At 50.9% G+C, this 23,593-nt stretch carries 26 protein-coding genes; 13 read left to right on the top strand and 13 right to left on the bottom strand.

All coding sequences use genetic code 11. The annotated features are described in order from the left end of the window. Positions 1-128: 128 nt before the first annotated feature. Both IQ260_RS04525 and IQ260_RS04520 read left to right on the top strand, forming a co-directional pair. Entirely contained in the window at positions 129-455 is a 327-nt protein-coding gene (locus tag IQ260_RS04525; protein WP_193991282.1) for a DUF433 domain-containing protein, read from the top strand. Positions 456-495: 40 nt separating this feature from the next. After that, positions 496-666: a hypothetical protein gene (locus IQ260_RS04520; protein ID WP_228015547.1), complete on the top strand. Its 171-nt coding sequence runs from the start codon at positions 496-498 to the stop codon at positions 664-666. A gap of 154 nt (positions 667-820) precedes the next feature. Here the strand turns inward: IQ260_RS04520 and IQ260_RS04515 are convergent, their stop codons facing one another. Next, positions 821-1,447 (bottom strand): hypothetical protein, encoded by a 627-nt coding sequence (locus tag IQ260_RS04515; protein ID WP_193991280.1) that lies wholly within the window; start codon positions 1,445-1,447, stop codon positions 821-823. Between the two features lie 399 nt (positions 1,448-1,846). Between IQ260_RS04515 and IQ260_RS04510 the strand changes: the two genes are divergently transcribed. Continuing rightward, the gene (locus tag IQ260_RS04510) at positions 1,847-2,092 is read left to right on the top strand and encodes a hypothetical protein (protein WP_193991278.1); all 246 of its coding nucleotides are present in this window, start codon (positions 1,847-1,849) and stop codon (positions 2,090-2,092) included. A 163-nt stretch (positions 2,093-2,255) separates the two neighbouring features. Here IQ260_RS04510 and vapC read toward each other — a convergent pair whose 3' ends face one another. Beyond that, positions 2,256-2,663 carry a type II toxin-antitoxin system tRNA(fMet)-specific endonuclease VapC gene (gene vapC / locus IQ260_RS04505; protein ID WP_193991276.1) on the bottom strand — a complete coding sequence of 136 codons (408 nt, stop codon included), beginning with the start codon at positions 2,661-2,663 and terminating at the stop codon, positions 2,256-2,258. A gap of 2 nt (positions 2,664-2,665) precedes the next feature. Beyond that, complete coding sequence (locus IQ260_RS04500; protein ID WP_193991274.1) at positions 2,666-2,908, bottom strand: hypothetical protein; 243 nt, start codon at positions 2,906-2,908, stop codon at positions 2,666-2,668. A 157-nt stretch (positions 2,909-3,065) separates the two neighbouring features. On the opposite strand from IQ260_RS04500, the gene IQ260_RS04495 reads away from it, so the two are divergent. Further along, positions 3,066-3,704 (top strand): hypothetical protein, encoded by a 639-nt coding sequence (locus IQ260_RS04495; RefSeq protein ID WP_193991272.1) that lies wholly within the window; start codon positions 3,066-3,068, stop codon positions 3,702-3,704. A gap of 2 nt (positions 3,705-3,706) precedes the next feature. Here the strand turns inward: IQ260_RS04495 and IQ260_RS04490 are convergent, their stop codons facing one another. Beyond that, on the bottom strand, positions 3,707-5,188 hold the full coding sequence (locus tag IQ260_RS04490; protein ID WP_193991270.1) for an aminotransferase-like domain-containing protein: 1,482 nt from the start codon (positions 5,186-5,188) through the stop codon (positions 3,707-3,709). Positions 5,189-5,371: 183 nt separating this feature from the next. On the opposite strand from IQ260_RS04490, the gene IQ260_RS04485 reads away from it, so the two are divergent. Beyond that, entirely contained in the window at positions 5,372-5,713 is a 342-nt protein-coding gene (locus IQ260_RS04485) for a hypothetical protein (protein ID WP_193991269.1), read from the top strand. A 156-nt stretch (positions 5,714-5,869) separates the two neighbouring features. On the opposite strand, the gene IQ260_RS04480 is transcribed toward IQ260_RS04485, so the two are convergent. Then, positions 5,870-6,559, bottom strand: coding sequence for a cysteine hydrolase family protein (locus tag IQ260_RS04480; RefSeq protein ID WP_193991267.1), 690 nt, complete (start codon positions 6,557-6,559; stop codon positions 5,870-5,872). 92 nt (positions 6,560-6,651) lie between these two features. Then, positions 6,652-9,270, bottom strand: coding sequence for a M1 family metallopeptidase (locus IQ260_RS04475; protein ID WP_193991265.1), 2,619 nt, complete (start codon positions 9,268-9,270; stop codon positions 6,652-6,654). Positions 9,271-9,424: 154 nt separating this feature from the next. On the opposite strand from IQ260_RS04475, the gene IQ260_RS04470 reads away from it, so the two are divergent. From IQ260_RS04470 to IQ260_RS04440, 7 genes are all read left to right on the top strand, one after another. After that, positions 9,425-10,405 (top strand): class I SAM-dependent methyltransferase, encoded by a 981-nt coding sequence (locus IQ260_RS04470; protein ID WP_193991264.1) that lies wholly within the window; start codon positions 9,425-9,427, stop codon positions 10,403-10,405. Beyond that, positions 10,405-11,955 carry a glycosyltransferase family 39 protein gene (locus tag IQ260_RS04465; protein WP_193991262.1) on the top strand — a complete coding sequence of 517 codons (1,551 nt, stop codon included), beginning with the start codon at positions 10,405-10,407 and terminating at the stop codon, positions 11,953-11,955. Before IQ260_RS04470 ends, IQ260_RS04465 begins: the two co-directional genes overlap by 1 nt. Positions 11,956-12,084: 129 nt before the next feature. Next, entirely contained in the window at positions 12,085-12,240 is a 156-nt protein-coding gene (locus IQ260_RS04460; protein ID WP_193991260.1) for a hypothetical protein, read from the top strand. Next, the gene (locus IQ260_RS04455; protein ID WP_193991258.1) at positions 12,213-13,799 is read left to right on the top strand and encodes an NAD(P)H-quinone oxidoreductase subunit 4; all 1,587 of its coding nucleotides are present in this window, start codon (positions 12,213-12,215) and stop codon (positions 13,797-13,799) included. The genes IQ260_RS04460 and IQ260_RS04455 overlap by 28 nt, the downstream gene beginning before the upstream one ends. Positions 13,800-13,941: 142 nt before the next feature. Further along, on the top strand, positions 13,942-15,315 hold the full coding sequence (locus IQ260_RS04450) for an FtsW/RodA/SpoVE family cell cycle protein (RefSeq protein WP_193991256.1): 1,374 nt from the start codon (positions 13,942-13,944) through the stop codon (positions 15,313-15,315). Between the two features lie 88 nt (positions 15,316-15,403). Further along, a complete protein-coding gene (locus IQ260_RS04445; RefSeq protein WP_193991254.1) occupies positions 15,404-16,144 on the top strand; it encodes a cytochrome c biogenesis protein CcdA in 741 nt (246 codons plus the stop codon). A 70-nt stretch (positions 16,145-16,214) separates the two neighbouring features. Beyond that, positions 16,215-17,576, top strand: coding sequence for a cytochrome c biogenesis protein (locus tag IQ260_RS04440; protein WP_193991252.1), 1,362 nt, complete (start codon positions 16,215-16,217; stop codon positions 17,574-17,576). 64 nt (positions 17,577-17,640) lie between these two features. Here IQ260_RS04440 and IQ260_RS31625 read toward each other — a convergent pair whose 3' ends face one another. Genes IQ260_RS31625 through IQ260_RS04425 form a run of 4 tightly spaced genes read right to left on the bottom strand, consistent with a single transcriptional unit; the run spans position 17,641 to position 18,530 of the window. Beyond that, the gene (locus tag IQ260_RS31625; protein ID WP_193991250.1) at positions 17,641-17,862 is read right to left on the bottom strand and encodes a Uma2 family endonuclease; all 222 of its coding nucleotides are present in this window, start codon (positions 17,860-17,862) and stop codon (positions 17,641-17,643) included. Further along, positions 17,840-18,001, bottom strand: coding sequence for a PIN domain-containing protein (locus IQ260_RS30855; RefSeq protein ID WP_228015545.1), 162 nt, complete (start codon positions 17,999-18,001; stop codon positions 17,840-17,842). The genes IQ260_RS31625 and IQ260_RS30855 overlap by 23 nt, the downstream gene beginning before the upstream one ends. A gap of 30 nt (positions 18,002-18,031) precedes the next feature. After that, the gene (locus IQ260_RS30850) at positions 18,032-18,256 is read right to left on the bottom strand and encodes a type II toxin-antitoxin system VapC family toxin (RefSeq protein WP_228015543.1); all 225 of its coding nucleotides are present in this window, start codon (positions 18,254-18,256) and stop codon (positions 18,032-18,034) included. After that, positions 18,243-18,530: a hypothetical protein gene (locus IQ260_RS04425; protein WP_193991248.1), complete on the bottom strand. Its 288-nt coding sequence runs from the start codon at positions 18,528-18,530 to the stop codon at positions 18,243-18,245. Before IQ260_RS04425 ends, IQ260_RS30850 begins: the two co-directional genes overlap by 14 nt. Positions 18,531-19,264: 734 nt before the next feature. Here IQ260_RS04425 and IQ260_RS04420 point away from each other — a divergent pair. After that, positions 19,265-19,504 (top strand): hypothetical protein, encoded by a 240-nt coding sequence (locus IQ260_RS04420; protein WP_193991246.1) that lies wholly within the window; start codon positions 19,265-19,267, stop codon positions 19,502-19,504. A gap of 510 nt (positions 19,505-20,014) precedes the next feature. Here IQ260_RS04420 and IQ260_RS04415 read toward each other — a convergent pair. From IQ260_RS04415 to pntA, 3 genes are all read right to left on the bottom strand, one after another. Beyond that, positions 20,015-20,515, bottom strand: coding sequence for a hypothetical protein (locus IQ260_RS04415; RefSeq protein ID WP_193991244.1), 501 nt, complete (start codon positions 20,513-20,515; stop codon positions 20,015-20,017). Between the two features lie 398 nt (positions 20,516-20,913). Then, on the bottom strand, positions 20,914-22,341 hold the full coding sequence (pntB, locus tag IQ260_RS04410; protein WP_193991242.1) for a Re/Si-specific NAD(P)(+) transhydrogenase subunit beta: 1,428 nt from the start codon (positions 22,339-22,341) through the stop codon (positions 20,914-20,916). Positions 22,342-22,449: 108 nt separating this feature from the next. Next, positions 22,450-23,593, bottom strand: a 1,144-nt coding sequence (gene pntA / locus IQ260_RS04405) for a Re/Si-specific NAD(P)(+) transhydrogenase subunit alpha (RefSeq protein ID WP_193991240.1), incomplete at its 5' end; no start/stop codon positions are given.

Below are 23,593 nucleotides of genomic sequence, written 5' to 3'. Positions count from 1 at the left end.
CTGTACGAACAAAAAATAGAGCCTTATGAATCTTGTTCCCCAAAGATCTTAAGCGCGTTACAAGACCGATTTCAATAGTTTCATGTGCTCAATGCAATAGGATTCTCAAGCTCTTAGGGAGGTCAGCTATGCAACTCAAGGATTATTTTGATTTTTGGGCTGATGATATTCGGCTCAAAGGAACCCGGATTGGAATTGAGACAATTCTGTTTGACTACCTCTTCCGTAACCGCACGCCAGAGGAGATTGCCAGTATTTACCCATCCCTTAATCTGGAACAAGTTTACGCCACAATTCTGTATTATTTGCACCATAAGGAATCTGTTGATGCTTATATGACAGACTGGTTGGATTGGGCCGAGCAAATGCGAGAAGAACAACGGCGAAATCCACCCCCGGTTGCAGAAAAACTGCGCAAATTAAGGGCTGAAAGAGAGGCCGATAAGATAGCATAATGGCTCTCAGTTATCTTATGGACGAAAATATCGCAAATCTATGCCTGTTCACCTGAATGATCATCTTGCTCAAGGACGTCACATTCCAGGAATCTTAATATTGAATGCTAAGCTGAGCGTAGGTGAGAATCTTGAAGAGTTACTTCTCATTGCTGATGCCTCATTTGAAGATGAGTATCAGGATCGAATTGATTTTCTGCCGATAACTTAGTTCGACTTTGCTCAACCGTCCAGCTTTGAAAGTTGAGCAAAGTCAAAACTCGATTTACGGGTATTTGATTGTCGAGTCAGTTCCTGAAAAAATGCAAATATTCGCGAAGACTCTCGTTACGGAGAGTGTACAGCATCGTGAGAGAACAACCCTGTTATTTATCTATGCAGATTTTTTGGGTCAGGCTCTCGAGCCTTTCCATACTTGGAATTGAAGATTGTCCATCAGTCACAGAAACACCCATGATTTGGGCAAGTTCGTCTAATGTTCGATCATGGGTTTTCTTGGACGAGTGACAAGGGGTGAGAATAGGACCTACAACACTTCGCTTTTCAGGCGGATCTACCAGCGGTACATCGCTCAGCCAGTCATGATTCTTGACCGCATAAATTACTATCTCGGTAGCGGCTTGTATGCGAGCTGGGTCTACCGATTTAAATCCATGAATCAGTCGGTGGCGTAATGGCTCGATTTCACTCAGCGCTCGCCATACTTTTCCAGATTGACCTGACCACTGATACGGATCTTTTACGCCTAGTCGAATCAATACATCTTTTGCCTTTTTCGTACTACTAATATGACATTTCGCGAGTACTTTATCAGCGTCTTTGAGTAACCAACCCTTCTGATGAATAACAACTCGAATAAACCGTGTTCGTAAGGCCTCCCAAGCGATCCAGCTAGTTGTAAACGCTGTGTATATCGATCCGGCGTTTGGGGGATCTTGTTGGTGCAATAACTCCGCTTGGTTAAGCAGATATTTGATGGAAGCAGGGTTCATATGCAGTTATTTTCTTGCCAAGATTGAGACCAAACTGGAAAAGCCGTCGGGTTAAGCGTATCAATCACATCCCTACTTTTGCTTCCGTATGATAGTCACAATCCGTTACTTGACGTCGACTATCCATAGGTCGTATGTTCTTTTTAGGCTCGTGATATCTATCGCTGCCTGACTTCAGAACTCAATATTTGGCACTGCCAGCAGGTGCGCAAACACCTTGCTGACAGCTAACCTCCCGGATTACGGCGCAATCCTGGACGCTTTGGCTATTATGGCTCAGTAGCTCCGCTTTGCAAAATTTCTGAGGAGCCGCTGGGTATTGGGTTCTGGCTCCAGCCTCCTGGGCATCCACATCGGATCGCCCCAGGAGGCATGTACCGTATCTGGAGACCAGATCCCATGTTTAGAGACGATAACCAGGGCGCAGGCGCGCCCAACGTTCCGCCTATCGTTCCATCGCTACCCGAGTATCAATACGAAAACGTCAACCACACCCTATTTGGCAGTCTGATCGCCATTCGTAACACCATTACGCTGCTCCATAAGCTCCACTATGCTGAGCCCAATGACTGGAGCAAGCCACTACCCACCGGACGACCCAATGAGATGATGGCAATTCTGACCAAACGAGTCAGGGTAGATTAGGCCTCATTCTGCAAAGGGGCTAACGGGTGTTCAGCCTCCCAAACTCGAGATATCTGGGGGGGAGATTTGTCCCTCCCAAACTTGGGGAAACTCTAGTATGCCTGGTTGGGATAGCAAGAAATAATTTTCAAGGTAGTCATTGTCCACTGAGACGGAAGCAGACTCAACTCTCAACCTCCCAATCATCAATCTGCAACCCCTCGACTCGCTCAAACTCTCGCGTATTATGCGTAACTAAAGTCAAATCATTCACCAATGCAATCGCCGCGATCTGCAAATCATAAGCTCCAATAGGAGTTCCTGCTCTTGCAAGCTGTGCCCGAATCTTTCCAAATGAGTTTGCCGCCTTATCCTCAAATGGTAATGAGACAAACTGCCTCAAAAACTCTTGCTGTCGCTCTAACGTTCGAGACGGATTATTACTGCGCATCGCCCCATAAAATAGCTCAGCTTTCACCACTGAACAGACTGTTATCTCCTCAATAGACGTTGTCAGTAATCGATCTCGAACCGCAGCGGATCGACCGTTCAGATACACTACACAAACATTGGTGTCCAGCAGATAGCGCATCCCTAATCAAATGCCCCTGCTAGATCGTCATCAAGTGCCTCTGAAACGCCCTGCTCATCAATGCCAATCGGGTCATCTGCACAGATACCATATAGCTGTTCTAAGGAAGTTGTCTTATTTATCAAAACCTGCGCTGGCTGATAAATAACCATGACGTCCATGTCCCTATCCGTCAAGCCAACCGGAATTTCAAGATAGAGAATGCCATCTGGCCCTACTCGCTGCCGTACCTTAATGCTCTCCATGCTTGACGACTCCAGACTTACAGTTCGGTCTCCGCATAAATATTTTAACCTTCTACATAATCTGCACCATAGCTCATATCGATTGACCGGCTGCTCAATACGCTGTTGCCTGACGGTTACCTGATAAGATCGTCAGGTTATAAATTGTAAAGCGGCCTTGGGTGTAGAACTTCGTAGCTACGTATATATTGATAATCTGCAACAGCAGCACGCTGCTTTTATGGGCAGCGTTTCTCTTGGCTTTCTGCCGCTTCCAGGCGATGCCTCTCTATGGATTGAGATTTCGCCAGGGATTGAGATTAACCGCATTACGGACGTAGCGCTCAAGGCAGCTGTGGTGACCCCCGGTGTGCAGATGGTAGAGCGCCTGTACGGCCTGCTGGAAATTCACTCGAGTAGTCAGGGGGAAGTTAAAGCAGCCGGACAGGCTATCTTAGATACCCTCGGCGTCAAGATGCGCGATCGCTTAAAACCGCGCATGGTATCGAGCCAGGTAATCCGTAATCTAGACCCGCACCACGTCCAGCTAATCAACCGCACCCGTCGCGGCAATATGATTTTGGCCGGGCAGACCTTGTATGTAATGGAAGTAGAACCGGCGGCCTATGCATCCCTAGCTGCCAACGAAGCTGAGAAGGCGGCTAATATCAATATTCTGCAAATTTCGTCCATTGGTAGCTTTGGCCGCCTATATCTGGGGGGAGCCGAACGGGATATTTTGGCGGCGGCGCGAGGGGTGGAGGATTGTTTGGAGAATGTGCCGGGTCGCGATCGCAACGCCCTCCAACTCGAGTAGCACTAGTCTGCCAAAATCTTACGGGCCAGCTGCTTTTTCGCCAGATCGCCCAAGGTTTTCATCGCCTGCTCAATATCGTCCGACCAGGGGAGCCCCGCATTCAAACGAAAACAATTTTGATATCCGTTCGAGGCTGAAAACATCGGCCCTGGGGCAATACTGATGTGATGTTGAATCGCCTTTTCAAACAGTTCTAGGGCATCGAAACCACCGGTAATTTCAACCCAGAGGATATGTCCCCCGGCGGGCTGCGTCACCCGCGTCTCTGACGGAAAGTAGTTGAGAATCGCCTGAAACATCTGGTTCATTTGTTGTTGATAGGCGCGGCGTAAATGGCGTAAGTGGCGGTCATAGCCTCCATTGGCAAAAAAAGCAGCCACCGCTAGCTGGGGAGCCGTCGCCGTCATATGGCTAACAACAACTTTGAGATGTTCTATTTGTTGGTGATAACGTCCCGGAATACACCAGCCCACCCGTAATCCAGGAGAGAGAGTTTTACTCACCGATGAACAGTATATTACCCGTCCCTCTGTATCAAAGGCCTTGATTGCCTTGGGTCGCTCGCCTTCAAAGTTGAGATCTCCATAAACATCATCTTCAATCAACGGCACATCGTACTGATTGAGTAAGTCAACCAGTTTCTTTTTCTTGTTATCGTCCATGCAGCTGCCAATGGGATTGCTAAAGTTCGATACCAAGAAACAAGCTGCCACCGATTGATTCTCCAAAGCGGCCTCTAGGGCATTCAAAGAAATGCCATCCCGTGGATGGGTGGGTAATTCCAGGGCATTCAATCCTAAAGAATTCATCGCTTCTAGCACCGCGTAGTACGAGGGCGACTCAATCACCACCGTGTCCCCTGGCTGGGTAACGGTGCGTAATGCTAGGTAGTAAGCCTCTGTAGTTCCCGCTGTGGCGATAATGTTATTCGGTGCAACAGAACAACCCGCATTGATCATGCGTTTGGCCACCTCTCGACGCAGCGGTTCACAGCCCGGTACGGTGTTATAGGAATGAACCGCCATCGGATCGGCCCGCATTACCTGCCCGACCAAACGGTTCAAGGTATTGAGTGGAAAATGCTCTACACCAGGCACTGCCGCACCCAGCTGAATGACCTCAGGCGATTGGGCCGTACGCAGCAGTCGCAGCATGAGAGAAATATCCACGGGCCGCACCTGAGGTGGTGGGGCAGATTGGGACGGTTCATCCGGGAGGGCAAGCGCTGTCGCTTTGACGTAATAACCTGACTGGGGCCGAGCCGTGATGATGCCGCGATCTTCCAAAAGGCGATAGGCTTCGAGGACGGTGGACATGCTGACCGAGAGCTGTCGCTTAAGTTTGCGTACGGAAGGCAAGCGATCGCCCGGTGCCAGGATGCCTTCACGAATGAGGGACTGAATCCGGTCTGCCACCTGCTCATAGAGGGTTTGGTCGGTTGCTGTTGTTAGCAGGGACAAAGTAGAGAGCTGTTGAACGGCCATGGAGAATCTCCTCTCTAAGCAAATCTAGACACATCTAAGTTCAGGGCACACCTGTACAGTTGAGCGAATAAAGTGCCAGTACAGTTTAAGTTGTTCGAACTGTACCCATAACAATTTAGCGCAACTGGCTCTGTTCTGATCAAAATTTTTTCGCAAAAATACTTCTATGTACGGCGGCAGTAGATGAATACTCCGCATTGGATGGAGGCGAATAGTATGAAATTCCAGCGGACGTTATCTCAGCCCTATATTCTTTTACAGCCGGATGAGCCATCATCTCCTCAGCAAAACTCTGGTGGCCAAGGTCGGTGGCAGCGTCTTACCCAGGCCCTGGCTCTAGATGCGTTTTGGAAATCTCTTGTTAAGTTTGCTACCGGTTCGTCTGAGCCTACGGTTAGCCAGCGATGCGATCGCAACGGCACCATCTCCTACACCATTTATGATCCAACAACGCAGCAGCACTCAGGCTGGCTCTCTGAAGCTGAAGCGAGGGATTGGCTTGAGCAGCGATATTATCGCGATTAAGGAGGCTGGCTCGAAAATGAAATACCCGTAGATCGAGTTTCGACTCCGCTCAACTCTCGAAGCTAGAAGGTTGAGCGGAGTCGAAACCGGATTGATTGGGTATGTTATTTAGCCGCAGCTCCCCAACTGGTCAGAAATCTTCTATTACAACAACAATCAAGACGGCCTGAGCCATGCTTCTAAAGCTGTTTTCACTGCTGTAGAATCCGCTGTCCAGCCAACAATGCCCCCCTGGGCTCTAATCATCTCGAGGGTAGATTGCTTAAAAGCTGGAAAATAACTCTCAGTGCAATCCTCCACCAGAAGACATTCATAGCCCCGATCGTTGGCTTCTCTCATGGTGGTTTGCACGCACACCTCTGTTGTCACGCCAGTAAACAGGAGATGGGTAATACCGCGAGTTGTTAGCACCTGTTGCAAAGGTGTGTTGTAAAAAGCCCCCTTTCCTGGTTTGGCGATCACGGTTTCTCCAGCTATGGGGGCTAGCTCAGTAATAATTTTGTTGCCGGGTTCCCCTTGGACCAAGATCCGTCCCATGGGGCCAGTATCTCCGATCTTGAGACTGTTCTCTCCGCCTCGTCTGAGTTTTGCCGGAGGGCAGTCGGACAGATCGGGTTGGTGACATTCTTGGGTGTGGATAACGGGCAAGCCTAGTGCGCGAAAGGTGGCCAGTAGTGACTGCAGCGGGGGAACAATTGCCTGTAGTTTTGATACGTCATTGCCAAGGGCTGCTCCAAATCCACCCGGTTCGAGAAAGTCTCGCTGCATGTCGATAATGACTAAGGCAAGTGCCTGGGAAGTATCGGGCAGTGGATAGGGATAGGGTAAAGCAGAAAGAATATCCATGTTTTCGAGGTTGTCAGCCCTGATTGCAATGATTGGCAGACAGCTGCTGGCCCATGGAGACAATGGCCGTCCCCATGGGCTCACAACTAATCTCAATCGTTAGCTTTCTTTTCAGCCTTGGCCTTGGCCTCCAATGTTTCTAGCCGACTCTTTAAATCCCGATTGAGCTGTTTTAACTCATCGAGATCCCTGCGTAATTCATCCACCGCTTTGTCAGCGCCGATGGCCTTACGCACTTTACCCATGGCCTCTTCCGCCCGGCGTTTAACCCGACCGTCAGGGCTTTGTTCTGCCAGTCCTCGCAACACTCGCACGGCACCAGACACTTCCATTTGCCCCAGGGCCATGACCACAGCCACCTGAGTCAGGAAAAACTCTTCGCGAGCGATGGCTTCGAGACGGTCTAGGATGCGATCGCATCCCCCCTTACTCTGCCCCGCCGCGATTCGTCCCAACGCTCGAATCGCCGTCAGCCGTAGCGCCTGAGGTACCCCAATCTCCGTATAGGGCAGCAACAGATCCAGCGCGGCTTCTGAGGACTTAAACACACTCAAGCCACCAATGGCTCCCGAGCGCACCACCTCGTTCCAGCCTGCGCGCTTTTCTAACACCATTTCTAGCAGCTTAAGCGTTTTCTTCTCTTTGTTTTTGCCATTATCGAGGGTACTGGCACCGACTTTGCCCAGGGCCATGGCCGCCGCTGATTCAACGTAGTAGCTTTTATCGCCTTTCTCGACAACAGATTTTAGGGCCTTATAACTTTCGACAGTTTTTACCCCGGCTAGAGCGTTTACAACCGCGCGTCGTACCTTGGGATGTTTGTCCTCCAACCCTTTTAACAAGCCAGTAACGGCCTGATCTAACTGAATTGTGGCTAAGGCTTCGGCCACTTCGGCCCGGACCGCCCAGAACGCATCGTTGACCAAGGCTGCACTGAGAGTTTTCACCGCTTCTAGGGTGCCTTTTTTGGCGATGGCTTTGGCCGCGTACAGCCGGGAAATCGGGTCGGGGTCATGCTGAAGCTGGGCCTGGAGTTCCTTGAGGGGATACTCTAGCTGAATAGTTTTGAGGGTGTGATTGCCCACATCAAAACTAATAAAATCAGGCTTTTTCTGTAGCGGGAAGTAGAAGGCCTGCTGGCGCTCATGGATTCTGACGGTGACGGTTTGCACATCGACGGTTTTACCGGTACCGTAGCCAAAGCCAATGGGAATCTTGAGGTCAAACAGCCCCTCTTGGACCTGGGATTTACCATCGGCCACCTGGGTCTGGGTCACCATCAGCTTGGCAAGATTGCTGTCGCTGTCCCAGCTGTAGGTCACAGAATAGTCGGGATGCCCGCCGCGATAGACATACTGATCAAACAGATAGCGCAGGTTCTTGCCAGTGGCTTTATCGATGGCTCGCAGCACGTCCACGGTTTCGACAGTACTGTGGGCGTTATCGGTGAGCAGGGTTTGCAGCGTTTTGGTAAATAGCTCATCGCCCAGCGCCTGACGGATCATGTGATAAACGCAGGAGCCTTTTTCATAAATGTGCCGGTCGTACAGCTCGATGGGTTCTCGGTAAATGTGGGTGACCAGCGGGCGTCGGTAGCGGCTGGCGTCTTCGGCTAGGTAGTCACGGGCGTGGTTGAGGTGGTAGTACATGGCCTCATCTCGACCGTAGGCTTCCTCTAGCCATAGCACCTCAGAGTAGGTGGCCATACCTTCTTTCACCCAGGCATGGGACCAGTGGTTGATCACAATCAGGTCGCCAAACCACTGGTGGGCTAGCTCATGGGCCACCAGGGTTTCAGACCGCAGGTTGTCGATGGCGGCGCGTTTGTCTAGCAAACAGCGGTCGGTGAGCAAGGTGGTGGTGGTATTCTCCATACCGCCAAAGATAAAGTCAGCGGGGCAGGCCTGATCGTAGTTAGAGAAGGGATAGTCGTAGCCAAAGACCTGACTAAACCGCTCCATCATTTGGGGCGTTTTGCCCATGGTCAGCTGGATTTGGTCTTTCCGGCCCTTGGCAACGTAGTAGCGCACAGGACGACCGCGCCACTCGGTTTCAATGCTGTCGTATTCACCGATGGCCAGGGTCATCAGATAGCTGGGGTGTACTTTATCTAGCTTCCAGTGGTAAATTTTGGCCTTGCCATCGTCTTCGGTAGAAATTAGATCCCCGTTGGATAGGGCAAAATACTTTTTCGGCACCCGCACCCGCACCTCAGAGGTGGCCAGCTGCCCCGGATAGTCAAAACAGGGAAACCAAAAGCGGGAGTCTTCATCTTCGCCCTGGGTCCAGACTTGGTGGGGTTTATCGGGGTAGTGTTCATCGGGAGCGATAAAGTAAATACCGCGCTGGGGCTCCTTGACGGCATAGGCGATGGTCAAAGCGATGGCCTGGCCCGCCAATGTGGGCTTAGTCAGATGTATATGCAACTGCTCGCCGTCGTAGTCAAAGGGTTGGGGCTCATCCCCAATGGTGACTGAGGTGATGGTCAGGCTGACGGCATCTAGGGTTAAGCTATCTACGCCGTTACGCACGGGGTTGAGGGTAATGGTGCAGGTGCCGCTATAGCTTTTTTTAGGGATATCAAAGTCTAGGTCAAGGGCAATGTGCTCAACCTGGCCGGGGCGATCGGGGTTGTAGTGGGGGGATGCACCGGGCAGTTCAAAGGACTTGTGGCCGTTTTCATCGGCGTTGAAATAGGCGGCGACAGACATAGACTGGATTCGAGGTGAGTATTTGAAGTCCCTTTCCCTGGGGAGAGGGATTTAGGGAGAGGGATGGCTATCTAGGTTAACGTTTTCTCAAAAATTACGCTGTTGCACGTTGAGATACTTAAACTGTTCCACGTATGTTCTAAGACGCTCCTATATGAACGCCCTTGCGACTCGCTCGATTAACCGTCTGATCAATGGAGCCCTGGCGGTAAAGCCCCTGGCGAATTTTGCTAAAGATCGCGCCCGTAACATGATGATCAAACGGGCGGAGTCCATCGGGGTGTATTGGCTCAATGAGGCCACCCAGCTGAAAATTCGCGGTGGCGATCAGGGGCTGCATCCGATGTGGGAAAAAGAAAGGGCGGAGATTTGCGATCGCACCCTCCAATACCCCGACTATTACCTCACCAGTTTCCACGCCTACGAAGAAGGCAACCTGGGCTGGGAGCCTGCGTTAGAAGCCACCGTCGCCGCCAAAGCCGTCCATGCTCGCCTTTGGCCCGAGGGTGATGCCCGAGGCGATATCCGTCTGCGTCAAAGTTATTTAGATGTATTAGTGGACCAGCTGCCCGATGTTCCAAATACCATCGTTGACCTGGGCTGTAGCACCGGTCTTAGCACCCGTGCCCTACAGCAAACCTATCCCCAGGCCCACATTACCGGTGTGGACCTCTCCGATTACTTTCTCACCGTCGCCCGCTATCAAGCGAGTCAGCCGATGGAGATTGTCCATCCTGCCCACGACCCACAGCTGACGCTGGACAACACCCCGGCGATTACCTGGCTGCACGCCCCTGCCGAAGCCACTGGCCTGCCTGCCCGGTCCACCGATTTGGTCTCCATCTCCCTGGTCTTTCATGAGCTGCCCCAAACCGCTATTCGGGCTGCCATCCAAGAAGCTCATCGAATTTTGCGCCCCGGCGGTCACCTCGCCATCATGGAAATGAACCCCCAGTCAGAGGTTTATAAAAAATTGCCGCCCTACGTGCTCACCCTGCTTAAGAGTACTGAACCCTATTTAGATCAATACTTTTCCTTAGATCTACACCAGGCCATCGTAGAGGCCGGTTTTGAGCCGCCAACTCAGACCCAAAATAGTTCTCGGCACCGTGTGGTGATCGCCGCCAGGCCGTAATGAAATTCCTGGAAAGATGGAAAATTGCCCTAGTCATCGTGATTGTCCTGGGCATGTTTTTTCGATTTTTTAATATCGAGAAAAAAGTCTACTGGCATGACGAAACTATCAACGCCTCTCGGGTGGCAGGCTATTCAATTACTGAAATTCGTGACGATTTGCCTAAAGACACGCCGTTTAGCGTTGGCCTCCTGAGCAAATACCAGTACCCCTCTGCAGATAAATCTGCCGTAGACATGATCAAACTGCTGGCCCAAGTCGAACCGCAAAATCCGCCCCTGTACTACCTCTTGTCCCGACTTTGGCTGAGCGTGAGCGGTCATTCCATCGCTGCGGCCAGACTTTTATCAGCGCTGATTAGTCTACTGGTGATCCCTGCAGTTTACGGATTAGCCAGGCAGCTAGCAGGCCCCCCTCTATTTGGGCTACTCGCCGCCGCAATGGTTGCTATTTCACCCTTCCATATTCTCTATGCCCAAGAGTCCAGACCCTTTAGCCTCTGGACCCTGACGATCTTGCTCTCCAGCCTGTTTTTACTGAGAGCCCTCAAACGTCAGACATGGCGTGACTGGTTCGGCTATGGAGTCACCACTATTGCCGGGCTTTATACCTTCCCATTTACGCTTTTTGTGATTTTTAGCCATGGCCTCTACGTCATCGTCAACCCCAGCTTTAGAAAGACCGTTCATCTGACTCGCTTTGCCCTGACGATAGCCCTGAGTCTCCTTTGCTTCTCGCCCTGGCTGTGGGCAATTCACAGCAATATTGATCGCATGAGTACCTGGCGCTATGCCGACACGTCTGTGGTCAGCTTAGCCAAGACCTGGGTGGGCAACATCTGTCGGTTGTTTTTTGACATTAACCTCGATGCCAGCTCTCCCATGCTGTTTGTGCTTGTACCTGCCTTAGGGGCACTGGCCTTAGTGTTTTACAGTGCGTACAGATTACTGAGACACGCCCCCCGCTCCACATACTCTTTTATTCTCTTTTTAAGCGTGGTCACCGCATCGGCGCTGATTTTGCCAGATCTGATATCGGGTGGGCGTCGCTCTAGCGTGAGTCGCTACTTTATTCCTACGTATCTCGGTCTGCAGCTGACGGTAGCCTATGCCATTGCCCGTGGCCTGGCCATCAAGCAGAAGATGTCTAGCGCTGGCTGGAGTGTTGTCCTGATGACCGTGCTCGGTGCAGGTATCGTCTCTAACGTGGCTAGCGCCAATGCCCAGACATGGTGGACCAAGCCCTTGAGCCTGGACAATTTTGCCATCGTACAGGCGATCAGCTCAGCTCCCAACCCCCTACTGATTACTGACAAAGTCCAGTGGCAAACATTAGAGCTAAGCCATTACCTGTCAGCGGATACCCAGCTCTTGATTGCCGTTGACACCCCCCTAGAACAGCTTGAAACATTCGATACAACGACTTTAACGACTTTTTTGCTCTATCCATCTGACCCTCTGTTGGAGTACTACGACACATCCGAGCAATATCAGGTCCGCAAGTTAGATCGTCTGGAGCATCACCCCATATTTTTGCTGGAGCCACAGTAGCGTCACTCGGAAAACATCTAAAAAAGTCGTTTACAAAGGTGTGTAACGTTCCCATTACACACCTTTAAGAAATCCCGCAGATAATCTGGGGATCATTATTTTTATTCTTACAGTGGTTAGCGAGGCCTGATGGCTGCTCACTCAGGTGGCAGCAGCCAAGCGACAGCCGATCCCTACAGCCGCATCGCCATCGATATTTTGGGGCCAAACGGCCTAAACGATGTGGCCACTGCTATAAAAACTGGCCTTATATGTCTATGGATTTTGCAACATTTCCTTGGTTGACCACCATTATTATGCTGCCGATTGTGGCGGCGTTACTGCTGCCACTCATCCCTGATACGGATGGCAAAACTGTGCGGTGGTACTCCCTGATTGTCGGGCTAATTGATTTTGCCCTGATCGTTACTGCCTTTGTTACCTCCTATGACCCAACGGTCTCGGGAATGCAGCTGGTAGAAAGCTATAGCTGGGTGCCAGCCCTAGATCTTAAGTGGTCCGTAGGGGTGGATGGCCTCTCAATGCCGTTGGTTTTACTCACCGGCTTTATTACGACGCTGGCCACCCTGGCAGCCTGGCCGGTGACGCTTAAGCCCAAGCTTTTTTACTTTTTGCTGCTGTCGATGTACGGAGCACAGATCGCCGTATTTGCTGTGCAGGATATGCTGCTGTTCTTCCTGGTATGGGAGCTGGAGCTGATCCCGGTCTATCTGCTGCTGTCCATCTGGGGGGGTAAGCGGCGGCTGTATGCAGCCACCAAGTTTATTCTCTATACGGCGGGGGGCTCTCTGTTTATTTTGGTGGCGGCCCTGGCCATGGCCTTCTACGGTGACACCATCACCTTTGATATGCAGGCGCTGATGGCCAAGGAGTATCCGATTCGGCTACAGCTGTGGCTGTATACGGCCTTCTTAGTCGCCTATGCGGTCAAGCTGCCCATCTTTCCATTGCATACCTGGCTGCCCGATGCCCACGGCGAGGCGACGGCTCCGGTCCATATGCTGCTGGCGGGCATCCTCTTAAAGATGGGAGGCTATGCCCTGATTCGAATGAATGTGGAGATGCTGCCCGATGCCCATGCCATTGTGGCGCCAGGGCTAATCCTGTTTGGGGTGATTAATATTATCTACGCGGCACTTACGTCCTTTGCCCAGCGTAATCTCAAACGTAAGATTGCCTACTCGTCCATTTCCCACATGGGATTTGTGATAATTGGTATTGCCTCGTTTACCAACCTGGGTATGAGCGGTGCGGTACTCCAGATGGTGTCTCACGGTTTGATTGGAGCCAGCTTGTTCTTTTTGGTGGGGGCTACCTATGACCGTACCCACACCCTGATTCTGCCGGAAATGGGCGGTATTGGGACTAAGATGCCAAAAATCTTCGCCATGTTTACAACCTGCTCCATGGCCTCCCTGGCGCTGCCTGGCATGAGTGGGTTTGTGGCCGAGCTGATGGTGTTTGTGGGCTTTGCCAACAGTGATGCCTACAGCTTTAACTTCAAGCTGGTGATGATCTTGCTGATGGCGGTGGGTGTAATTTTGACACCGATTTATCTGCTGTCGATGCTGCGCGAAATCTTCTTTGGCCCTGAGAATAAGGAGCTGATCGAGCATGAGGCGCTGATTGATGCCGAGCCTCGCGAGGTGTTTATTGTGGCCTGCTTGCTGGTGCCCATTATTGGCTTTGGTTTGTATCCCAAGCTGCTAACTCAGGTCTATGACGCCAAGACCATGCAGATTAGCGAGAGTTTGCGCACAGAGCTATTTGCGATCGCAGATAGCCAGCCTCCATTACCCATCGGTACGATTCCCACCAATAAGGCTCCGGCTATCGGCCAATAGGGTTTCTCCTGTAGGGGCGTGCCCCTACGTGGACGATAAATTTCATGTCCTCTACTAAATACCATCGGCCTTTCCAAGCTTGCCCCTTGACAAGGTCGATGGTTTTCTTTATCTCTTAAGCACTCCTACATCAATTTGTCCATTGAATCTGACTCGTTTTGCAGGCGTTGTTAACTTCTTTTCAGTGCAAGATTGGGCACTGGAAGCCAGGCTACTGCGATGGTTGACCATGCTTTGGTTATTTATCGGCCTGGTGGTGCTGTTTTCAGCCTCGTACCCCGTAGCTGATGCCGAAGTTGGTGATGGCGCTCGCTATTTCAAAGTGCAAATTCTTTGGATTCTGGTGGGTCTGCTCATGTCTCGGTGGATTACCCGCAATCCTCTGAGAATGGTCATGCAGTGTGCCGGCATGGGACTGTTTGTATGCTTAGGATTGATCCTGGCTACCCACGTGCCCGGTCTGGGGGTGACGGTTAACGGCGCGACCCGCTGGCTGCCCCTGGGGCCTTTTCTGATTCAGCCCTCTGAACTGCTCAAGCCTTTTTTGATTTTACAAAGCGCCAGACTGTTTGGCCGCTGGCATCGGTTCTCGGTCGCCAGACGCTGGTTGTGGCTGGGGGTATTTACCCTATGTTTAGTGGCAATTTTAGTTCAGCCCAATCTGAGTACCACCGCTGTTTGTGGCATTACCCTGTGGCTGATCGCGTGGTCGTCCGGTCGTCCCTACCGGCATTTACTAATGACCGCCGGGGCTGGGGCGTTAGCCGCTGTGCTGAGCGTCAGTATCAAAACCTATCAGCGAGAGCGGATTATCTCATTCCTCGATCCCTGGTCCCAGGCCAGTGATAACGGCTATCAGCTCGTACAGAGCCTGTACGCCATTGGGTCTGGCGGCCTGTGGGGCACTGGGTTTGGCATGGGGCAACAAAAGCTAGGCTATTTGCCGATTCAGTACACCGACTTTATTTTTTCGGTCTATGCCGAAGAGTTTGGGTTTATCGGCGCGGTGATGCTACTGCTGTTTTTGGCGGTGTTTAGTACTGTGGCCCTGCTAGTGGCGCTCAAGGCTAAGTCGTCGGTTAACCGGCTGCTGGCCATTGGCTGTATGGTGCTGCTGGTGGGACAGTCCCTGATTAATATCGGTGTCGCCACCGGGTCGTTGCCAACCACCGGGCTACCCTTTCCTATGATGAGCTACGGCGGCAGCTCGATGATGTCCAGCTTGGTGATTGCCGGGCTATTGATTCGGGTGGCGCGAGAAGCCCATGAGGCCGATATTGTCGCCATGACCGAGCAGCCGCTGCGCCCCCGGCGGTATCGACCGGGTGGTCGTCGTCGTCGCCATACCCAGCAGCCACAGGCAACTGCCGCCCCGGTAGCCAATCTGACCACCGCAAAAAAGACTCGCCGCCGTTCACCCCTGCGTCCGCGGCCTGATATCAGACCTCAGGATGTGGCCGCTCCTCGGCTTAGTCGTAAACCTGGACGCAAGCGAAAACGGATCAGAAGCCGTTAGGCGTCTCGATACAACGACTTCGATACAACTACAATAAAGAAGCTGGCCGTTTGGGCCGGTATCTTCATTTTTGGTTGTCCATTTTTCTATGTGGGAAACGATCCAGCTTAGTCTTTATAACCTTAGCCAGTTGGCGAATCAGTGGGTCGGTGCTCAGCTCGATCACCTGTCCCCGGCCAGTATTGCCATCATTGCTGCAGCTGGATTACTCACTAGCCTGACACCGTGTATGCTTTCCATGCTGCCGATTACGGTGGGCTACATGGGCAGCTACGAGTTAGAAAATCGTTGGCAGGCAGTGGGGCAGTCGCTCTGGTTTGCGCTGGGGTTAGCGACCACACTGGCCGGGCTGGGAATCGTAGCCAGCAGTCTGGGCTGGGTTTACGGTCAGGTGGGAGTGGGATTGCCCATTGTGGTGAGTGCGATCGCAATCATCATGGGTCTCAATCTGCTCGAAGCACTGCCGCTGCCGCCCTTGCCGTCCTACAGCGGCGCGGACTTTATGCAAAACAATATTCCCAGGTCGCTCAAGTCCTATTTACTAGGTCTGACATTCGGTTTAGTCGCCTCCCCGTGTAGCACACCGGTACTGGCAACACTGCTGGCCTGGGTTGGGCAAACCGGCGATCCGCTGCTCGGTAGCTCGCTGCTGCTGGCCTATACCATCGGCTATGTTGCGCCCCTGGTCATCGCCGGTATCTTTACCGCATCCATCAAAAAAATTCTTGCCATTCGCCAATGGTCCGGCTGGATTACCCCTGCTAGCGGTGTTTTGCTCATAGGCTTTGGTGTGTTTTCATTGGTGTCACGATTTATGCCCGTTGCGTAGGGTGGGCAGTGCCCACCAAAAAGAATTATCAGTAAACGGTGGGCACTGCCCACCCTACGTTTATATCCTTATGTCTGCTGCCCTCAAACGCTACTTCAAAAAGGATCTAATTCCACTCCTGGCGGATCTGCGTCTGGCCATTGTCCTACTGCTGGTTATCGCTGTCTTCAGCATCCTAGGCACCGTCATCGAGCAGGGGCAAGGACTCGCCTTTTACCAAGAGAACTATCCCGAAGACCCGGCCCTCTTCGGTTTCCTCAGCTGGAAAGTATTACTCACAGCAGGTTTAGACCATGTGTATCGTACCTGGTGGTATCTATCGTTGTTAATCCTGTTTGGTAGCAGCCTCACCGCCTGCACCTTTACCCGACAGATTACCGCCCTGCGCTGGTTCTCCCGCACCTGGAATTTTTACAGCAAGCCCCGCCAGTTTGAGAAAATGGCCCTGAGCACTGAACTCAGCGAGGGCAACCTTGAGCAGCTTACCGACTTGTTAGAAAGCAAACGCTACAAAACCTTTCACAAGGACGGCACCATGCTCTATGCCCACAAGGGGTTAGCGGGCCGCATTGGGCCAATTTTAGTCCATGCCAGCATGCTGATCATTTTGCTAGGGGCCATGTATGGAGCCATGACCGGGTTCTTTGCCCAAGAAATCATCCCCAGCGGCAATACTTTTACCGTACAGAACGTGTTTGATGCTGGACCCTGGGCCGGACCTCAGATTCCTAAAGACTGGTCAGTCAAAGTCAATCGCTTTTGGATTGACTATAGCCCCGAAGGTCGCGTAGACCAGTTTTACTCAGACCTGTCAGTGCTAGACGACCAGGGTGAGGAAGTTAAACGCAAAACGATTTGGGTGAATCAGCCCCTGCGCTATCGCAATGTCACCATGTATCAGGCAGACTGGTCCATCGCCGGAGTGCGGGTAAAGGTGAACAACAGCCCCATTTTGCAGCTACCCATGGCCCCGATTGAAACGGAAGATGGCGGCAAACTCTGGGGTACTTGGGTACCGACCAAGCCCGACATGAGTACCGGAGTATCGCTAATCGCGCAAGATCTCCAGGGTACGCTGCTGGTTTACAGCGAAAAAGGTCAGCTGATTTCCACCGTGCGAGAAGGCATGTCGGTGGATGTGAATGGCGTCACCCTATCGGTCACCGAAATCATTGGCAGCACCGGCCTGCAGATTAAGGCCGATCCAGGTGTGCCCTTCGTTTATTTAGGGTTTGGCCTGCTGATGCTAGGGGTGGTCATGAGCTATATCTCCCATTCCCAGGTTTGGGCGCTGCAAGAGGGCAATCAGCTCTACGTGGGAGGACGTACCAACCGTGCCCAGGTATTGTTCGAGCGAGAACTGGTCGCAGTTTTGGATGAATTGAGCCAACAGTCAGAAGCTGAACCGGCAAAAGATTTAGTTGTCTCCTAACGATCGTCAGCCACGGGGCAACTGCCTCCTCGCTGCTAATACCGAGAAAATCAGCAACACTCTTTTAACCCGCTAGCAGTTGTTGTGCTGTCAACTCTAATGTTGGCAACAACGAAGACTTTAGGCGCTGTGCCTGCCGGAAAGCAAGTTCTTCGTATAAACCATCTGTCCAGATCAAAATCAGGACCTGTTCCTTGCTCGGATCCACTATCCAATACTCGCTGATGCCTCTAGCGGCGTATTCAGATCGCTTCGGTCCAAAATTATTGCAACATAAGATTCTCAAAAGGATGCTGATTTTTCCAGCGATATGTGTTGAAATCCCGCTGGTCCACTGACAAAATTCGTCCATGCCCTAAATGCTCAGCCAGAATTACCAACGAAGCATCAGCTAAGTCCATTGGTAAATTTGAATATTGATTCATCAGCGTAGCAATCCGCTGACCCTGGCTTCTCTAAAGATCAAAAATTTCGAATGTACCCAGACCTAAATTTTTTAGAAACTTAGATTGGGCAATATTTCCGAGTCTGGTCAATAACAGATAACAGGTTTCTGTGATGACAGGCCAAGTAGTAATTAAAGGTTCATTAATACGAGCAAGTGACTGTAATGCTCTACTGTGATGATTATCTTTGGGATTTGCTAAAGCCAACCATACACCTGTATCAATGATCACCATGTTTAGCGTTTAGTGTATCTGACAAATATGATTTGTAATTAACCGACAGATCAGGCTCGGCTTCAGCACAGCCAATAAACCCAGTTTCTACCAAGCGCTCATATGCAAAGGAATGATTTTCTGCAACTGGCTCCTGATCAGCCAATACATTCTCTGTGGAATTAGCCCGATAGCGCAAAAATTCTACAAACTGAAAAATCTCCCTGAGCCATTGTTCAGGAAGCGTTTGAATAATCTGTATGAGATCGTGACGAACTTTTTCAACGCTATTCACAGCAGAAAATGTGCTTAGTACTTTAATCAGTGTAGCTTAGAACTTAGTACGCCTGTATAGTAATGGTGCGGACTTGAGAGTGCGCTCAGCACTGCTGTCCCATCACTAGGCGACCATCGCTTAGCTGATAAATACCTTGAGGTTCAACGATAGGATGGCCTGGTTGCCAGGATGTGGCGATTGGTTCTGAAGATAAAGCAGAAAGTGTTGTAAAGGTTACGAGGCAGGTTGGAAACGTTTTCCAGGGACTCAATCCACGCATATTGAATCTGGTTGATACACGATAAGGCAAGCTTAGCGAGTAGGTGAATGTACGACTCTGTGATATAGATTATCTTTAGAATTGGAGATCGCGCCACCCTCGCTACCCAAATTAGACCCTTATCCGCCGTTTTTGGCAGTTAATCCCGCAAAACCATGATTTTCCAAGGTTAGATCTGCCTCTCAAGACCTTTGACAACGCAGCGATACAGGCCATTACAACCAGCTTGACGAAATCCCAACCCCCGTTCTACAGTTAGCCAATGCTGCATAGAGCAGCTGTTCTACTGGGACCTAATATCTTGGCACCATCGGCAGGTGTCACTACCACCTAGCCGATGGCTGACCCGCGGATTCCAAAGCAATCCTTGGGATGGGCTTATTATGCCTCACCCCCTGCGATTTGTTATGCGTCGCGGGGGTCGGGCTGTTAGGTTCTGGCTTTCCTTGTTGTTATCTGGAGAACCAGAACCATGTTTCAAGAATCCAATCAGAGCGCATCAGTGCTCACTGGTCAGTCTGCTTTGCTGCCAGACTATGCCTACGAAACTGGGCGGCATCTGCTGCTAGGTAGTTTGAGCTTTGTACAGACTACTATTAAGCAACTGCATCAGCATAATTACACCGAGCCCAACGACTGGAGCCGTCCGCTACCCACCGGACGACCCAATGAGGTGATGGCGATTTTGACCAAGAAGGTGCAGGTCGATTAGGGCGGCGCGATCGCGGCTGAGGAGGTGCGATCACGCCCTAGCTACGTTGCCCTGTGCCGGGGAATTCAGCACAGGGCAACGTAGCTAGAGAGAATAGCGTATTTCTATCACTATTCTGAATGTGTACACGCGTGATTGATAATTGCTTTCATTACCATAAGAATCTCTTTGTTTGGTGGTCGAGATTTGGGGTGACTATATTCAGCATGCGTGTAAATCCAAAATGGATAAACTATCTTCTGATCATGAAAAATTAGATACAGTAATCTTCCGTAAGCAGCAGAGCCATCTAAGCCTGGAAGACGACGCCACCTCATTTTTCTAAACTCACACTCTTTGGGTATTTGATTAGATTTTGGCAATGGCTCAAGATAAGAGCTTGAAGGTTTTGGATCTTCTTTAAGTCCTTCAAGAAAGTCCTTTACGAGTACATCGAATTCCTTCAGAGACTTTCTCTTGTTCTTCTTACCGTAATGAGCCTTGACTAAAGCCTTGTACGAAGTTGTGAACTTATTCCAAGGCACTACTCGATAAACTGTTGAGCCAGTCACCAATTTCCTCCGAGCAGGTGCCATACTCTGGACTATCGAAACACGATGACTCGCTGAGTGTATCAAAGTCAATAGTACATTCAGATAGATCTTCGCGTTCAATAGCCGAAAAAATACTATCAACAAGCTTGTCGACTGAATCTACCAGCATTTGAAAGCAACTGTAGTAGCCATACTTGTGGGCTCGGAATAAAGTATAGACACCCTGAAAAAATTGCCATGGGGTGGGCTTCTTAGGCTTCGATATTGAATAAGCCATATCCTTGAGAACTTCTTGCTCATCACGTGATAAGGATGACCAACTTTTCTCCACAAGGGAAGTAAGCTGCATAATATTGCCAGCCAAGGCTCTGCAGCGATGTTCAGCAACTCTGCCTTTCTGAGCTTGCGTGATTTCTCGCTTGAGTTTTTGAACTTTCTCTAGTCGCGGACTAAAATTATCTATAACAGCAGTTGACATCTGAGCCTCCCATTAAACGCAATTTGATTTCAAGGCTTTGCCAAGCAGAACCTGCAATTTCAGCCTAAAAATCAGGGCTACTATGACCCATGCCCTATTTAAGGATTCGCGCAATTATTTCAAAGTGGATAGGCAATAATCTGACATAAATGAACTCTATTCATACAAGTATACAATTTCAATATAGCCACTTTTCGAACTAAAAAGCATCCGTGATAGTGCAAACGGTCATGAAAATTTAATGTCAAAACCATTTAGAAGGTAGCTTCATATCATGTTCTATCCGTTAAATGGTTTTGACACATGGCCTACATCGATACAAGTTTCCTGTGGGAGTAAAAAACTGCTACGGAAAACTTTCAGTCATCTTCCCAAGGGGCAACGATTTGAGTGTGACTTTATATCACGGCCAACTTGGGCTGCTCTGTTGCAGAGTCCTGTAAGCGTCCCAAAATCGCATTGGTATTCGCTTTAGCATCACCAAACAGCATTTGAGTGTTGTCCTTATAGAACAATGGATTTGCCACACCCGCATAGCCAGAAGACATACCCCGCTTCATGACAACAACATTGCGAGCTTTCCACACTTCCAACACAGGCATGCCTGCAATAGGACTCTCAGGATCTTCCATAGCGCTAGGGTTCACTGTGTCATTCGCACCGATGACTAATACCACGTCAGTTTCAGGGAAATCATCATTGATTTCATCCATCTCCAACACGATGTCATAGGGCACGTTGGCTTCAGCCATCAAGACATTCATGTGACCAGGCAAACGACCCGCAACTGGGTGAATGCCAAAGCGCACATTAACGCCACGCTTGGTCAAGATGCGAGTAATTTCAGATACTGCATGCTGGGCTTGAGCCACGGCCATCCCATAACCAGGCGTAATGATCACGCTCTGAGCATCGGCTAGTAGTTCAATCGTGCCGTTAACATCAACTTCACTAACGGTGCCTTCAACGCTCTTGCTGCTGCCGCCTTTGCCAGAACCCTGACCAAAGCCGCCCAAGATGACGCTAAAGAAGGAGCGGTTCATGGCCTTGCACATGATGAAGCTGAGGATAGCTCCGCTGCTGCCGACTAGTGCGCCGGTCACAATCAACAGGTCATTGGACAGCATGAAACCGGCGGCGGCGGCGGCCCAACCAGAGTAGCTATTGAGCATGGAGATCACCACGGGCATGTCGGCACCGCCGATGGCTGCGACGAGATGGATGCCCAGAACAGAGGAAAGGGCTACCATGCCGAGGACATAGTTAAAGCCGGTGGTGCCTTCGGCACCCATGAACAGAACACCCAGGATGACGGTACCGACCAAGAGGCCAATATTTAGTAAGTGACGAGCAGGCAGCATCAGCGGCTTGCTGCTGATAATTGCCCGCAGCTTACCAAAGGCCACTACAGAACCGGTAAATGTGAGGGCACCAATAAAGATGCCGATGTAAATTTCTAGCTTATGAATGGTTTCCTCGGCACCGACCAACGTGGGGTCGGGTCCCAGGTAGCTAGCTAAGCCTACCAACACAGCGGCAAGACCCACAAAGCTGTGGAGAATAGCCACCAGTTCGGGCATTTCGGTCATTTCTACCCGAGAAGCCACTAAACCACCAATGGCAACAGCCGGTACAATCGCCACTACTAATAGGCCATAGGCGCTTACCTGTGCGCTAAATGCGGTGGCTACCAAGGCAATAATCATACCGACAATGCCATAGATGTTGCCGCGCTTGGCGCTTTCTTGGTTGGACAAACCACCCAGGCTGAGAATGAAGAGAACAATGGCGACCAAATAGGCCACCGAAACAAGATTGTTAGACATGGGATAAAAGTTGTAGAGAAATGTCTGTAAGGGTCCCCTGAGCGGAGTCGAAGGGGACGGACCAAATCGTTGGCTGAGCGGAGTCGAAGCCAACGATTTGGAGAGGTTCTACTTCCGAAACATTTTCAGCATGCGCTGGGTGACTAGGAATCCGCCTGCGATGTTGATGGTGCCAATGAAGATTGCGATCGCACCCAAAATCACCGTAGGCGACATCGGCTGACCCGAAATCTGTAGCATGCCGCCGATGATGATAATGCCGCTAATGGCATTGGTCACACTCATCAAAGGTGTGTGCAACGATGGCGACACATTCCAGATCACCTGCCAGCCCACAAAGCAGGCCAGGATAAACACAGTGAAGTGGGATAGAAACGATGTCGGTGCACCGATACCAATACCGATCAGAGCAAGAGCCGCAAAGACAACCCCAATCCACTTCCAGGGCAGTGAGAATTTTGGTGCAGCGGATGCGGCAGCTTCAGCAGGTTCCTCAGTCTTGGCTTCAACCTTGGGCGGTGCCGGCTGTGCAGGTTTAGGCGCGGGCCAGGTCACCTGACCTTCGTGGCTAACCAGAGCCCCGCGCACCACTTCATCCTCGAAGTTAACGGTATAACCTTCAGAACCACCCATGTCGTTGAGCAGGTGGTACAAGTTCATGCCATAGAGCTGGCTCGACTGTCCGGCCATCCGACTAGCTAGGTCGGTCAGTCCCACAATCGTCACACCATGGTGGCGATAGACTTCCCCTGTTCGGCACACTTCGCAGTTGCCACCCTGAGCGGCGGCCATGTCCACTACTACAGAACCGGGCTTCATCAGTTCTACGGTGTCTTTGGTCACCAATAGCGGCGCTCGCTTGCCAGGAATCAGGGCTGTCGTAATAATAATGTCGACTTCTTTGGCCTGCTCAGCAAACAAGGCCATCTCTGCTTCGATGAATTCCTTGCTCATGGTTTTGGCATAGCCGCCAGTGCCGGAACCGTCCTCTTCAAATTCCAGCTCTAGAAACTGGGCACCCATACTCTCGACTTGCTCTTTTACCACGGGGCGAGTGTCAAAGGCACGGACAATCGCACCCAAACTTTTGGCCGCACCAATGGCAGCAAGACCCGCAACACCAGCGCCGATGACCAATACCTTGGCGGGGGGCACTTTGCCTGCAGCGGTAATCTGACCGGTAAAGAACCGACCAAAGTTATTGGCCGCCTCAATCACGGCACGGTACCCAGCAACATTAGCCATGGAGCTG

Source organism: Leptolyngbya cf. ectocarpi LEGE 11479 (genome assembly GCF_015207065.1).
GTDB lineage: Bacteria > Cyanobacteriota > Cyanobacteriia > Phormidesmidales > Phormidesmidaceae > Leptothoe > Leptothoe ectocarpi.
This window is presented reverse-complemented; position numbering and strand designations above follow the sequence as displayed.

Bases quoted from the DNA above. Each gene is read 5' to 3' on its own strand.
- IQ260_RS04525 (WP_193991282.1), top strand. From the start codon at position 129: ATGCAACTCAAGGATTATTTTGATTTTTGGGCTGATGATATTCGGCTC.
- IQ260_RS04520 (WP_228015547.1), top strand. From the start codon at position 496: ATGCCTGTTCACCTGAATGATCATCTTGCTCAAGGACGTCACATTCCA.
- IQ260_RS04515 (WP_193991280.1), bottom strand. From the start codon at position 1,447: ATGAACCCTGCTTCCATCAAATATCTGCTTAACCAAGCGGAGTTATTG.
- IQ260_RS04510 (WP_193991278.1), top strand. From the start codon at position 1,847: ATGTTTAGAGACGATAACCAGGGCGCAGGCGCGCCCAACGTTCCGCCT.
- vapC (WP_193991276.1), bottom strand. From the start codon at position 2,663: ATGCGCTATCTGCTGGACACCAATGTTTGTGTAGTGTATCTGAACGGT.
- IQ260_RS04500 (WP_193991274.1), bottom strand. From the start codon at position 2,908: ATGGAGAGCATTAAGGTACGGCAGCGAGTAGGGCCAGATGGCATTCTC.
- IQ260_RS04490 (WP_193991270.1), bottom strand. From the start codon at position 5,188: ATGGCCGTTCAACAGCTCTCTACTTTGTCCCTGCTAACAACAGCAACC.
- IQ260_RS04485 (WP_193991269.1), top strand. From the start codon at position 5,372: ATGAATACTCCGCATTGGATGGAGGCGAATAGTATGAAATTCCAGCGG.
- IQ260_RS04480 (WP_193991267.1), bottom strand. From the start codon at position 6,559: ATGGATATTCTTTCTGCTTTACCCTATCCCTATCCACTGCCCGATACT.
- IQ260_RS04475 (WP_193991265.1), bottom strand. From the start codon at position 9,270: ATGTCTGTCGCCGCCTATTTCAACGCCGATGAAAACGGCCACAAGTCC.
- IQ260_RS04470 (WP_193991264.1), top strand. From the start codon at position 9,425: ATGAACGCCCTTGCGACTCGCTCGATTAACCGTCTGATCAATGGAGCC.
- IQ260_RS04465 (WP_193991262.1), top strand. From the start codon at position 10,405: ATGAAATTCCTGGAAAGATGGAAAATTGCCCTAGTCATCGTGATTGTC.
- IQ260_RS04460 (WP_193991260.1), top strand. From the start codon at position 12,085: ATGGCTGCTCACTCAGGTGGCAGCAGCCAAGCGACAGCCGATCCCTAC.
- IQ260_RS04455 (WP_193991258.1), top strand. From the start codon at position 12,213: ATGGATTTTGCAACATTTCCTTGGTTGACCACCATTATTATGCTGCCG.
- IQ260_RS04445 (WP_193991254.1), top strand. From the start codon at position 15,404: ATGTGGGAAACGATCCAGCTTAGTCTTTATAACCTTAGCCAGTTGGCG.
- IQ260_RS04440 (WP_193991252.1), top strand. From the start codon at position 16,215: ATGTCTGCTGCCCTCAAACGCTACTTCAAAAAGGATCTAATTCCACTC.
- IQ260_RS30855 (WP_228015545.1), bottom strand. From the start codon at position 18,001: ATGAATCAATATTCAAATTTACCAATGGACTTAGCTGATGCTTCGTTG.
- IQ260_RS30850 (WP_228015543.1), bottom strand. From the start codon at position 18,256: ATGGTGATCATTGATACAGGTGTATGGTTGGCTTTAGCAAATCCCAAA.
- IQ260_RS04420 (WP_193991246.1), top strand. From the start codon at position 19,265: ATGTTTCAAGAATCCAATCAGAGCGCATCAGTGCTCACTGGTCAGTCT.
- IQ260_RS04415 (WP_193991244.1), bottom strand. From the start codon at position 20,515: ATGTCAACTGCTGTTATAGATAATTTTAGTCCGCGACTAGAGAAAGTT.
- pntB (WP_193991242.1), bottom strand. From the start codon at position 22,341: ATGTCTAACAATCTTGTTTCGGTGGCCTATTTGGTCGCCATTGTTCTC.